Origin of the sequence: Moraxella sp. CTOTU48717, assembly GCF_032057165.1 — a bacterium.
Taxonomy (GTDB): Bacteria; Pseudomonadota; Gammaproteobacteria; order Pseudomonadales; family Moraxellaceae; genus Faucicola; species Faucicola tetraodonis.
On the sequence record NZ_DAMBBC010000009.1, the window covers coordinates 38,313 to 50,891 of the forward strand.

Consider the following 12,579-nt stretch of genomic DNA (forward strand, 5'->3'; position numbering starts at 1 on the left):
GAAACACGTTGTTACGTAAGTTTGCTTGGTTATAGCCAATTTATCCTAGTCATTTAACCTTAGTGATTTTATTACAAGCACTTATATAGCCACTTGATTACAAGCACTTATATAGCCACTTGATTACATGCACTTCACTACAGCCCCTTTAGCAATTGTTAAAAGTTAACCATGCCAAATTCCATCATTACCGAAGACAAAAAGCCACAGCATGACCTATTTGTTATAGCAGCCTTGACCCCCGCGCAAACCAAATATTTGCCAATCGTGGTGGCAATCGCCTTGTTTATGCAAATCTTAGACTCAACGGTGCTCAATACCGCTTTGCCTGCGATGGCGCATGATTTGAATCAGCCTGCGTTATCAATGCAGTGGACAGTGATTAGCTATGCGCTCACCTTAGCAATTTTTACCCCGATTAGTGGTTTTATTGCCGATAAGTATGGCACTAAGACCACCTTTATGGTGGCGATTGGCGTGTTTACCGCAGGCTCGATGATGTGTGCGGTGTCACCAACGCTCAATAGCCTAATTTTTTCTCGCGTGGTGCAAGGATTGGGCGGTGCGATGCTGATGCCCGTGGGCAAGTTAACGCTGATTAAAAGCTATCCGCGAGAACGTATGCTATCGGTGATGAATTATGCGGTGATGCCTGCGATGATTGCGCCAGTGATTGGACCTTTGGTCGGGGGGTATTTGGTAGAGCTTGCAAGCTGGCATTGGATTTTTTTGATTAATATTCCCATGGGGGCGTTGGGGATGTGGGCAGGGTGGAAACTGATGCCCAACTATCTACAGCGCAATCCTAGCATGGATTTGCTTGGATTTTTGCTGTTCGGTGGCGCGATGGCAAGCTTTACCTTTGCGCTCGAATTTGCCAATAACATTCATGCCGATAATCTGGCTTCAGCGGTTTTTCCCGTGATGGTTGCTTTATTGGCGATTATGCTGCTTATTGGCTATTATTATCACGCCAAATACTCAGAATCGCGTAATGGACAACAACCGCTATTTGGCTTGGATTTGTTTCAAGTGCGTACCTTTCGCGTGGGCATCGTTGGCAATTTGCTAACCCGTTTGGGGATGAGTGCGATTCCTTTTTTACTGCCGCTACTGCTACAAGTGGTGCTGGGCTATTCGCCGTCACAAGCGGGTTGGATGTTGGCACCGATTGCGGTGGGCGCGCTGTTGACCAAGCCGCTAGTCACGCGTATTGTGAAGCAATTTGGCTATCGTAAAACATTGGCGGGCAATACCTTGTTGATTGGCGTTAATATCATGCTGCTATCACAACTCAATCAAACCACGTCGATTTGGTTAAGTGTGCCATTTTTGACTTTTATGGGGGCGTGTAATTCGCTACAATTTAGCACGATGAATACCATCAGTATCGCACGGCTTCGCCCAAGTCAAACCAGCAGTGGCAATAGTTTATTGTCCGTTAACCAACAATTAGCGATTAGTTTTGGGATTGGCTTTGGGGCGATGCTGCTACATTTACTGACGCCCGCTCGCGCCTCGCTGGCACAGACGCAAACCGCGTTTTCATACAGTTTTATCATTTTGGGTATCATGACGATTTTATCTGGGTTGTATTTTTTACGGTTGCACCGATTTGATGGCAAAGGACTATACCAGTAGTCGCCCTTATATTCTTGCCCATATTGTTGATACTATATTGTCATTGTCGATATAGAATGCCAAGCCATACTGATGGGTAGCGTGGTGATTCATTTCACTCAATTTTATGATAATTTTAATCCTTTAACCTGATTGCCCCTAATGGCTATTGGCGCAATCGTTTTGGAAACCCTATGCTCTCCAATGCTTTTTCAATGATAATTGATACCCGTTGGTGTCTTGATGAACTGCTAAAAGATGGCATCATTGACCAACGTGATTATAATTTGGTGATGACCCATAACCGTAAAACCTTGCATCCCCTGCAAGTGATTGCAGGCTTTCATCTAGTCGATAAAACCACGCACATGGCGCTCAGTCTTGACCAGCTCAATCGCTGGTTGGCACAAAAAGCCGGCGTTGATTATGTACGTATTGACCCGCTGAAAACCGATGTGCCCTCAGTGACATCGATTATGTCATTTGAATATGCGCGCTCGCAGCACATTTTGCCAGTCGCCGTCACCCAAGATACGGTGGAAATCGGTACTGACCAGCCGTTTTATCAAGATTGGCAGCTCAATATTCAGCATATCGTGTCGCCCAAAAAAATCAAAACCGTATTAATTAGTCCCGAACAAATCAACCGCTATCGCCAAGAATTTTATCAAGTCACCAAAGCCATTGCGGGGGCAAACCATCAGCAAAAACGCGCGGATGCCGATATCACCAATGTCGAAGCGTTGTTACAACTGGGCAATGCCGCCAATATTGAAAATCCCGATGCCAATGACCAACATATCGTCAAAATTGTCGACTGGCTATTACAGTACGCTTTTGACCAGCGTGCCAGTGATATTCACTTAGAGCCGCGCCGAGATAAAAGCAACGTGCGTTTTCGTATCGATGGTATTTTGCATACGGTTTATCAAATGCCGACTGGGATTATGACCGCGGTAGTGGCTCGGATAAAAATTTTAGCAAGACTCAATGTCGCTGAAAAACGTAAACCGCAAGATGGACGGCTTAAAACCCGTACCCCCAAAGGTCAAGAAACCGAGCTGCGGTTATCGACACTCCCCACTGCGTTTGGCGAAAAATTGGTGATGCGGGTATTTGACCCCGAGGTACTGGTGCGCTCTTTTGAACAGTTGGGGCTGACAGGGCGGGATTTACAAAAATGGGATGACATGACCGGTAAAGCCAATGGCATTATTTTGGTCACAGGTCCGACAGGCTCGGGTAAAACCACGACGCTGTACAGTACCCTCAAAAAACTGGCGACAGAAGAAGTCAATGTCTGTACCATCGAAGACCCCATTGAGATGGTGGAGCCGTCATTTAACCAAATGCAAATTCAAAACAATATTGATTTGACCTTTGCTGACGGTATTCGCTCGTTGATGCGTCAAGACCCCGATATCATCATGATTGGCGAGATCCGCGATACCGAAACCGCAGAAATGGCGGTACAAGCCTCGCTGACTGGGCACTTGGTGTTATCGACCTTACATACCAATGATGCACCCAGTTCGTTGACGAGGCTACATGATTTGGGCGTGGCGCCGTTTTTAACCTCAGCGACTATCTTGGGCATCATGGCACAGCGTTTGGTGCGTACCCTTTGCCCGCATTGTAAATCCAATAAGCCCATGAATGACATTGAGCAGCAGACTTGGCAGGCGTTAGTCAGTCCTTGGAAAGCGGTAGCCCCAGATACCATCAATCATGCCGTTGGCTGTGAACACTGCCGTAATACCGGGTATCTTGGGCGAGTGGGGTTGTATGAAATCATGGTGCTCAGTAATGAGGTTAAAAAATTGATTAGCGAAGGCGCTGACTTGTCGCAAATCGCGCAAAAAGCCTACCAAGATGGGTTGCAGCCGTTAAGACTGGCAGGCGCGAAAAAAATTGCTGAAGGGGTGACGACGTTTGAAGAAGTGATGAGAGTGGTGCCATTGACTTAGGCAGCGAGACATTATTTGAAACACAATAAGTAAAAGTTAAAAAATAACCAGCAACAAAAAAGCCTAAACGTAAAAGTTTAGGCTTAATCAATGGTGCCCGGGGCCGGACTTGAACCGGCACGCTCGTAAGAGCGAGGGATTTTAAATCCCTTGTGTCTACCAATTTCACCACCCGGGCAGGGTAGTCACAGCACTGACGCTTGGCGTCGTGTGGTGTCTGTGTCAGAAGTGGGTGCTATTATAATTGGTTTTGTTAACTTTGCAAGCAATTTTTTACGATATTTTTTCGCGTTTATCGCTGACTCATAATAACAAAACACCCATAATAACAAAATAATGGCACCGCAAAATGAAAATGGAGGCTGAGGCCGGAATCGAACCGGCGTCCGCGGATTTGCAATCCGATGCATGGCCACTGTGCTACCCAGCCATTTCATTTAGGTTTGCTATGATAGCAAAAATTTTTAAAAGTGCAAGGACTTTTTTAGCCATTTGAGCGATGTGATGAAGGATGGTGAAGGGTATTTGAGCGATAATCTAGCGGTTAAACATTTTCAATGGATGTTATCACGCCGTAAAATCGGTTAAAATAACGCAAATTTTTTGTTAACCGACTTTTTGTTGACCGATTCGTTATTGATTGAGGAACCACCATGACTGCGACAGTGTTAGATGGCAAAGCGTATGCCAAACAAATGGAAGCTGAACTTGCCGAGCGGGTTGCCAAGTTAAAACAAGACTCTGGACGCACGCCGATTTTGGCAACGATTTTGGTGGGCGATGACCCTGCCTCCGCAACTTATGTCAAAATGAAAGGCAATGCCTGTCAACGTGTCGGTATGGATTCGTTAAAAGTTGCCATGCCACAAGCCACCACCACCGAGCAGCTATTGGCAAAAATTGCCGAGCTTAACAAAAATCCAGATGTGCATGGGATTTTGCTACAACACCCTGTGCCCAGCCAAATTGATGAGCGTGCCTGTTTTGATGCCATTGCACTGGCAAAAGATGTGGATGGCGTGACTTGTTTAGGCTTTGGCAATATGGCGATGGGCGAGCCTGCGTATGGTTCTTGCACCCCGCAAGGCATTATGTATTTATTAGAAAAAAACGGCGTTGAACTTGCTGGTAAGCATGCGGTGGTCGTGGGTCGTAGCGCGATTTTGGGTAAACCGATGGCGATGATGCTATTAAATGCCAACTGTACCGTGACCATTTGCCACTCACGTACCCAGAATTTGGCAGAATTGGTCAAACAAGCGGATATCGTGGTGGGTGCTGTGGGCAAACCAGAACTTATCAAAAAAGATTGGATTAAATCGGGCGCCGTGGTGGTCGATGCAGGGTTTCATCCGCGTACCCATGCGGATGGCACGAACGGTGGTGTGGGTGATATTGAGCTGACAGGTATCGAAGCTATTGCCTCAAGCTATACCCCAGTGCCCGGTGGCGTAGGTCCAATGACCATCAATACACTCATCCGTCAAACGGTAGAAGCGGCAGAAAAAGCAGCAGCAAAATAATGAGTTTGAATTAAAAAAGGAAGTGTTTAAAGCTTCCTTTTTTTTGTACATTTTTTTTGTATTCATTTTTTACCATGACTGGAAATCTTTACGTGACTGTTGTTAAAACTTCCGCTTATAAAACTTCCCCCTATAAAACTTCAATGCCATCAAATGCTTCTGGCTCATCAGCCGTTTTTCATCAACTAATTACCGCATTGCAGCAAGTGTTGCCTAGCGCTAATCTTGCCAAGACATACGTGCCATTATTATCTAAGCCAAATCAACCTTTTTATTTATGGCTCATTGATGCAGATTTTTGTCATGAAGATTTGACGCTAGCGGTGATAGAAAATCTGTGGAAGAATTGTCCATATTGGGTGTTTGCATGGGCGTCCGGGCAAGTATTGGCGCAGTATATTTTGCAGCAGCCACAGATGGTGCGCAATAAAGTGGTGATGGATTTTGGCGCAGGGTCGGGGATTGTCGGTATTGCCGCAAAAATGGCGGGTGCAAAACGGGTCATTTGCTGTGATATTGATAGCGTGAGCCTGACTAGTTGCCGAGCTAATGCGCAATTAAATGGGATAACGGTTGAACTGCTAGATAATTTATTTGAGTTAAAACAGCAATTGGGCATGGATAAAGTCGATGTGCTGTTGGTCGCGGATGTGCTGTATGACAAAGCCAACTTGCCGTTATTAGATGTGTTCTTACAATACGCGCATGATGTTTGGGTGGCTGATAGCCGCGTCAAAAACTTTGCTCACCCGCGCTACCACAAGGTAACGACGTTGGATAACACAACCACCTTGCCCGATATGGATGAAGCCAAGCAGTTTAACCAAGTGGTAATTTATCGCGGCACCGATTGACTGAGAAAGTAGCAGGGGAACAGCAGTATAGGTAGTATATGCTCGCAAAAAACCCTCACCTTTGTTTTCTGTACCTTTAAGGCTATGAAATAATTTGTAACATAGTTATCGCATTATCGCTATTTTCAAGGCATAATAAGCCACACCCCTATTTTTAATCATCTGTTTGTTCAATACCATCCCCGATGGCATGCATCGCGGCATTATTATTGATAACAACAGCTAGATGATTACCTTGCCGTTTTACGTTTAGAAAAGGAATCCTAATATGAGTATTTGTATCACTGCCACAGGATTATACACCCCGCCTTACAGCATCAGTAACGAAGAGTTGGTCACTACTTTTAACCAATACGTTGACAACTATAATGCCAAAAATGCCGATGCCATCACCCGTGGTGAGAAGACGGCACTCGTGCATTCGACGGCTGAATTTATCGAAAAAGCCTCAGGTATCAAATCTCGCTATGTGATGGAAAAAGACGGAATTTTAAATCCAGATATCATGGCGCCTGTGATTCCTTATCGCAAGCTTGGCGAAGAGATGTCCATCATGGCAGAAATGGGTCTAGATGCACTCAAACAAGCACTGGACAATGCAGGTCTACAAGGTAAAGACTTAGACGGCATTATTGTTGCTTGTTCAAACTTTCAGCGCGTGTATCCTGCCATCGCCATCGAAATCCAACAATACATTGGTATGCAAGGCGGTTTTGGCTTTGATATGAACGTCGCCTGTAGCGCAGCAACCTTTGGTATCGCCCAAGCGGTCGGTCTGATTAAAGCTGGCACTGCCAAACGTGTCGCTATGGTCAATATCGAAATCACCTCAGCGCACCTCAACTGGCGCAACCGTGACAGCCACTTTATCTTTGGCGATGTGGCAACCGCGACGATTATCGAAGAGATTGACGAAAAAACAGCCACACCCAAAGGCTATGAAATTTTAGATAGTCATCTGTTTACCCAGTTTTCAACCAATATTAAAAATGAATACGGCTTTTTGGATCGCAGTGAATTCTTAGCCGCTGGCACACCGATGTATCCTGATATCGACGCACCTGTGACCGACAAATTGTTCTTGCAAGAAGGTCGCAAAGTATTTCGTGAAGTATGTCCTGCCGTGTCCAATTTAATCCTTGAACTGCTCCATAAAAACCACATTGAGCCCAAACAGCTCAAAAAAATGTGGCTGCACCAAGCCAATGCCAACATGATTGATTTGATTTTACGCACCGTATTGGGCAAAGAAGCGGATAAATCGATTGCGCCTATGGTGTTAGCAGAATATGCCAATACCAGCTCAGCCAGCCCTATGATTGTGTTTCATAAACACCAAGAAAATATGCAGTCAGGTGATTTGGGTGTGATTTGTTCATTTGGTGCCGGGTATTCGATTGGCTCAGTGATTGTCAAAAAAGTCTAAGCTTTTTATTGCCTCTCACGAAACCCATGCAAATCCCCCCAAAATGTGGCAAAATATCCGATTATTTTGCCATTTTTATTTTTAAGCCCTAAATTAAGCCAAAACTTTTAAGCCATTATTTTTAAGCCATCATTATGAAAGAATCTTTACGTTTTCGCCTTGACCAAATGTCTGACCGTTTCGAAGAAGTCACCGCCATGCTGTCTGAGCCAGAAACCATGAATGACAACAAAAAATTCCGTGAATTATCGGTTGAGCACAGTGATTTATCCGCATTGGTCGATGTCTGGGGCAAATACCGCCAAGCGGAAGAAGATTTGGCAACCGCTGAAGAAATGTTGTCAGATTCAACGGGTGATGGCGACATGAAAGAAATGGCGCAAGAAGAAATCCAAGCCGCCAAAGACACCATCAATGAGCTTGAAGACGTGCTCAATGTGATGATGCTGCCTAAAGACCCGAATGATAAAGTGCCTGCCTTCTTAGAGATTCGAGCAGGGACGGGCGGCGATGAAGCGGCAATTTTTAGTGGCGATTTGTTTCGTATGTACGAGCGTTATGCGGCAACCCAAGGTTGGACAGTGGAAGTATTGTCCGAGAATGAAGGTGAGCATGGCGGCTATAAAGAAATCATCAGCCGCGTATCGGGCACGGGTGTGTATGGCCGCTTAAAATTTGAGTCGGGCGCACACCGGGTGCAACGGGTGCCAGAGACTGAAAGCCAAGGACGGGTGCATACTTCGGCTTGCACGGTCGCGGTGATGCCAGAGGTTGAAATTGATGATACCGTGGATATCAACCCTGCCGACTTGCGTATCGATACTTATCGTGCCAGTGGGGCAGGTGGTCAGCATATCAATAAAACCGACTCTGCGGTGCGTATTACCCATATCCCAACAGGCACGGTGGTCGAGTGTCAGCAAGAGCGTAGCCAACACGCCAACCGCGATAAAGCCATGAAAATGCTGGTATCCAAAATTCAGCAAGAAAAAGTGCAAAAACAAATCGATGCGTCAAGTGATATGCGTCGCAATTTGGTCGGTAGTGGTGACCGCTCGGAGCGCATTCGCACTTATAATTTTCCCCAAGGGCGTATGACCGACCACCGTATTAATTTAACCTTGTACAAACTCGATGCCATTATGCAGGGTGACTTAGATGAGCTTCTCGACAGCCTATTGCGTGAGCACCAAGCTGACTTGATGGCATCGGTGAGTGGGGAAGAATAAGATGGCAAAATTTTTAAATACCAGTGGTACTACTTACCATTTGGAAGAACTCATCAAAAAGTCATCTGACCGTTTAATTTTAATTAGCCCTTATCTTAAATTAAATGAACGAATTAAAGAGTTACTTGAAGATAAAAATCGTTTAAAAATTGATATTCGTATCGTATATGGTAAGAGCGACTTGCAACCTGAAGAAATTAATTGGCTCAAAAATTTAACGTTCATTCGAACCAGTTTTTGCAAAAATTTGCATGCCAAATGCTACATGAACGAGAATGAATGCATTATCACAAGTTTAAATTTATATGAATTTAGCCAAATCAATAACAATGAAATGGGCATTTTAATCGCTCGTGATGCAGATAATCAGCTATATAGCGATGCATATGAAGAAGCACAGCGTATTATTCGTATTAGTGAAGAAGTGAGAATGTCAGTTGACAAGGTAAATGAAATGTCAACGACATCAGAAAATAAAGAGTATGGCAAAATAACGATTGCTAAATTAGCGAGTCAGTTGGGTATGAAAACCCCAGAACTCTCTGCCAAAATGATTGAAAATGGTTATTTACAAGAAATTGCAGGCGAATTGCGTTTGACTCAACTTGGTAGTGAAAAGGGTGGTGAAGAAAAACGCGGCAAGTTCGGTATTTTTACCATTTGGCATAAAAATTTTAACTTTTGATAGCGTAACTAAAATTGTGGGAAAACATCATGTCACAGCAAAACCAAACTGAAAATGCAGCAACCGAAGCGCATGTGGAAGACATCCAAGACGTCAACGAACTTATCAAACAACGTCACAGCAAACTTGATTTAATCAAACAAGCAGGCAAAAACCCTTACCCAAACCAATTCAAACGCAAAGAATACGCCCAAGACTTGCAGCAGCAATTTGCTGATAAAGACAAAGAAGCATTGGCAAACAGCGATAAAGTCATGGTGACAGTCGCCGGTCGTATCATGCTCAAACGGGTGATGGGTAAAGCCAGCTTTGTGACCATTGCCGACATGACAGGTCGTATCCAAGCCTATGTCAGCAAAAACGACTTGGGCGAAGAGATTTATAATGACTTTAAAACATGGGATATCGGAGACATTATTGGTGTGACAGGGTATGTATTTCGAACCAACACCGGTGAATTATCTGTGCATGCTACCGAAGTACAATTATTGACCAAATCATTACGCCCACTACCAGACAAATTCCATGGGTTAAGCGATACGGAGGCTCGCTATCGTAGCCGTCATCTTGACCTGATGACCAATGAAGACAGCCGTAACGCCTTTATTATCCGTAGTAAAGTCATTGCAGGGATTCGTGAGTATATGCTTAACGAGCGTTACATGGAAGTTGAAACCCCGATGATGCACGTCATCCCAGGGGGCGCTGTGGCTCGCCCATTTGTCACCCATCATAATGCGCTTGATATGCCGCTTTTTTTACGCATTGCGCCAGAGCTGTATTTAAAACGTCTAGTCGTGGGTGGTTTTGAGCGTGTGTTTGAAATTAACCGTAATTTTCGTAACGAAGGGGTGTCGGCGCGTCACAACCCAGAATTTACCATGATTGAGTTTTATCAAGCGTATGCCGATTACGAAGATTTGATGAAACTAACCGAAAATATGTTTGAAAAACTGGCAAACGATATTTTAGGTACCACAGAGATTGATTATCAAGGTGAAGCAATTAGTTTTAAAGCACCTTTTGAACGCTTGCCAATGACCAAAGCGATTGAAAAATACGCGGATAATTTTGACATGAGCAAAATCGCAGACCGTGATTATCTAGCGGATTATGCCAAAAATGTACTCAAACAAGACGTTAAAGATATCTTTGGGATTGGCAAACTGCAAACCATTATCTTTGAAGAAACCGCAGAAACCAAACTGCGTCAACCAACCTTCGTCACAGAATATCCTGCCGAAACCTCACCGCTAGCACGCCGTAACGATGACAACAGCGAAATTACTGACCGTTTTGAACTGTTTATCGGCGGGCGTGAGATTGCCAACGGCTTTAGCGAGCTCAATGACCCAATCGACCAAGCCGAGCGGTTTAAACAACAAGTGGCTGAGAAAGACGCAGGCGATGATGAAGCGATGCATTATGATGCAGAGTTTATCGAAGCATTGTCCTATGGCTTGCCACCGACTGCAGGCGAGGGCATCGGTATTGACCGTTTAGTGATGTTATTTACCAATGCACCAAGTATTCGTGATGTGATTTTGTTTCCGCATATGCGCCGCAAAGACGTTTAAAAAATGCCAATATAGCATTAATATAGCGATAGCTTTCAAAACCGCAGTCACCATAATGACTGCGGTTTTTTTATGATAATCCAGTCCTCAACAAAGCCAGCCATCATTGAATATAATAATGAAGCCAGTAATATCAAAGATATCTTTTGAAACAAAACTAATAAAAAATCGGCTCAACTCACCAAATAATCAGTGTTAGACTAAACTGTATTTTTCGCTCAAACCCGTCTATTTTCTGACCTATCGTTGAGAAACGTTGACTATGACAGACCCCCGTTCAGACAAGCCTTTGGAAACCCCACCTGTTTTGCCGCCTACGTATCGTAAACCTAACAAATTTACTCTAATACTACCCTGGATTTTGTTACTGCTAGTGCTGTTGGCGGGTTTGTGGATGATGACCAAGCCACAGCTGCCTTGGCACAAAAATCAAGCGATGGTAGCCAGTCAGACCAGTTGGCAGCCGCCCAAATCTGAGCCTGTCGATACCAAAAAACTCGGTGACAATCCAAATGCTGCGGTGGCATCTTATCACAATGCTGTCGCAGTCGCTGCCCAGTCAGTTGTCAATATCTATACCACGCAAAAAATCGAGGAGCATCCCTATATGAATGACCCGATGATGCGCCGCTATTTTGAATATCACGGTATCCCTAATGGCGAAAGCGATAATACCAATTTAGGCTCGGGGGTTATTATTTCGCAAGATGGCTATATTGTCACCAACTCGCATGTGATTTCTAAAGCCGATAACATTATCGTGATGCTCAATGATGGTCGCAAGGCAACGGCAAAAGTCATCGGCAACGATGTGGAAAGTGATTTGGCGGTGATTAAGGTTGATTTGACAGGGCTGAAACCCTTAGGATTTCGTGAACAGTCGACCCAAGTGGGCGATGTGGTGTTGGCAATTGGCAACCCGTTTGGGGTCGGTCAAACCGTCACCCAAGGTATTATCTCGGCAACGGGGCGCACGGGACTGGGTATCAACACGGTGGAAGATTTTATCCAAACCGATGCCGCTATCAATCCCGGTAACTCAGGGGGTGCGCTGGTCGATGCTTATGGTCAGCTGGTTGGTATCAACACCGCGATTTTTTCACGCTCGGGCGGCTCGATGGGGATTGGATTTGCGATTCCTACCGAGATTGTTAAGCTTGTGATGAATGGCATTATTAAAAATGGTAAAGTGCACCGCGGCTGGCTTGGGATTGAATTACAAAGTTCGATGAAAGACCCAACCAAACTCAGTGATGACACGCAGGGCGTTGAAGTGATGAACGTGATGCGTGATGGTCCTGCTGCCAAAGCGGGCTTGCAAAAAGGGGATATCATCACCGCAATGGATAATAAACCTGTCAATGATGCCAATACACTGATTCAAATGGTCGCACGTAAAGCCCCCAACAGTGTGGTTAATCTACAAGTGATGCGTAATAAAGCGCAAAGCAGCGTCAATGTGACCCTAGGTGAAAGACAACCCCAAGAGGCTTTGACCGAGCTACCCACGTCACAAAACTTTGACCAAAACAATGACAGCGCTAATCAAAATGGCGCCAGCAATGAGGATGACATTCCAGCAGAATTAATGGAATTACTCAAAAAACATCATTAAACGTTATTCAAAACTTCAAAAGTTTGATGCGCTGCGGTTAGTCAGGTGCTTTACTTGCTCTGGCTGCCGGCTGTGATTAGCTG

At 44.8% G+C, this 12,579-nt stretch carries 9 protein-coding genes and 2 tRNA genes; 9 read left to right on the forward strand and 2 right to left on the reverse strand.

What is annotated here, in order from left to right; genetic code table 11:
• Positions 1-171: 171 nt before the first annotated feature.
• Together RT084_RS06855 and tfpB are read left to right on the forward strand one after the other, a co-directional pair.
• A complete protein-coding gene (locus RT084_RS06855; protein ID WP_313098572.1) occupies positions 172-1,641 on the forward strand; it encodes a DHA2 family efflux MFS transporter permease subunit in 1,470 nt (489 codons plus the stop codon).
• Between the two features lie 173 nt (positions 1,642-1,814).
• Positions 1,815-3,587 (forward strand): type IV pilus assembly ATPase TfpB, encoded by a 1,773-nt coding sequence (gene tfpB, locus RT084_RS06860; protein ID WP_313098575.1) that lies wholly within the window; start codon positions 1,815-1,817, stop codon positions 3,585-3,587.
• Positions 3,588-3,678: 91 nt separating this feature from the next.
• Here tfpB and RT084_RS06865 read toward each other — a convergent pair.
• Both RT084_RS06865 and RT084_RS06870 read right to left on the reverse strand, forming a co-directional pair.
• Positions 3,679-3,765, reverse strand: a tRNA-Leu gene (locus RT084_RS06865).
• Between the two features lie 178 nt (positions 3,766-3,943).
• Positions 3,944-4,017 (reverse strand) — tRNA-Cys (locus RT084_RS06870).
• Positions 4,018-4,240: 223 nt separating this feature from the next.
• Between RT084_RS06870 and folD the strand changes: the two genes are divergently transcribed.
• The 7 genes from folD to RT084_RS06905 all read left to right on the forward strand — a co-directional run bounded on the left by folD (position 4,241) and on the right by RT084_RS06905 (position 12,496).
• Positions 4,241-5,110 (forward strand): bifunctional methylenetetrahydrofolate dehydrogenase/methenyltetrahydrofolate cyclohydrolase FolD, encoded by an 870-nt coding sequence (gene folD / locus RT084_RS06875; RefSeq protein WP_313098579.1) that lies wholly within the window; start codon positions 4,241-4,243, stop codon positions 5,108-5,110.
• A gap of 143 nt (positions 5,111-5,253) precedes the next feature.
• Positions 5,254-5,964: a class I SAM-dependent methyltransferase gene (locus tag RT084_RS06880; RefSeq protein WP_313098706.1), complete on the forward strand. Its 711-nt coding sequence runs from the start codon at positions 5,254-5,256 to the stop codon at positions 5,962-5,964.
• Positions 5,965-6,232: 268 nt separating this feature from the next.
• Positions 6,233-7,390, forward strand: coding sequence for a beta-ketoacyl-ACP synthase III (locus RT084_RS06885; protein ID WP_313098583.1), 1,158 nt, complete (start codon positions 6,233-6,235; stop codon positions 7,388-7,390).
• A gap of 134 nt (positions 7,391-7,524) precedes the next feature.
• Positions 7,525-8,619 (forward strand): peptide chain release factor 1, encoded by a 1,095-nt coding sequence (prfA, locus tag RT084_RS06890; protein ID WP_060994394.1) that lies wholly within the window; start codon positions 7,525-7,527, stop codon positions 8,617-8,619.
• A 1-nt stretch (position 8,620) separates the two neighbouring features.
• Complete coding sequence (locus RT084_RS06895; RefSeq protein ID WP_076774067.1) at positions 8,621-9,304, forward strand: phospholipase D family protein; 684 nt, start codon at positions 8,621-8,623, stop codon at positions 9,302-9,304.
• Positions 9,305-9,333: 29 nt separating this feature from the next.
• Complete coding sequence (gene lysS, locus RT084_RS06900) at positions 9,334-10,881, forward strand: lysine--tRNA ligase (RefSeq protein ID WP_312384113.1); 1,548 nt, start codon at positions 9,334-9,336, stop codon at positions 10,879-10,881.
• A gap of 262 nt (positions 10,882-11,143) precedes the next feature.
• Positions 11,144-12,496: a S1C family serine protease gene (locus RT084_RS06905; RefSeq protein WP_313098592.1), complete on the forward strand. Its 1,353-nt coding sequence runs from the start codon at positions 11,144-11,146 to the stop codon at positions 12,494-12,496.
• Positions 12,497-12,579: the final 83 nt, after the last annotated feature.

Bases quoted from the DNA above. Each gene is read 5' to 3' on its own strand.
- RT084_RS06855 (WP_313098572.1), top strand. From the start codon at position 172: ATGCCAAATTCCATCATTACCGAAGACAAAAAGCCACAGCATGACCTA.
- tfpB (WP_313098575.1), top strand. From the start codon at position 1,815: ATGCTCTCCAATGCTTTTTCAATGATAATTGATACCCGTTGGTGTCTT.
- folD (WP_313098579.1), top strand. From the start codon at position 4,241: ATGACTGCGACAGTGTTAGATGGCAAAGCGTATGCCAAACAAATGGAA.
- RT084_RS06880 (WP_313098706.1), top strand. From the start codon at position 5,254: ATGCCATCAAATGCTTCTGGCTCATCAGCCGTTTTTCATCAACTAATT.
- RT084_RS06885 (WP_313098583.1), top strand. From the start codon at position 6,233: ATGAGTATTTGTATCACTGCCACAGGATTATACACCCCGCCTTACAGC.
- prfA (WP_060994394.1), top strand. From the start codon at position 7,525: ATGAAAGAATCTTTACGTTTTCGCCTTGACCAAATGTCTGACCGTTTC.
- RT084_RS06895 (WP_076774067.1), top strand. From the start codon at position 8,621: ATGGCAAAATTTTTAAATACCAGTGGTACTACTTACCATTTGGAAGAA.
- lysS (WP_312384113.1), top strand. From the start codon at position 9,334: ATGTCACAGCAAAACCAAACTGAAAATGCAGCAACCGAAGCGCATGTG.
- RT084_RS06905 (WP_313098592.1), top strand. From the start codon at position 11,144: ATGACAGACCCCCGTTCAGACAAGCCTTTGGAAACCCCACCTGTTTTG.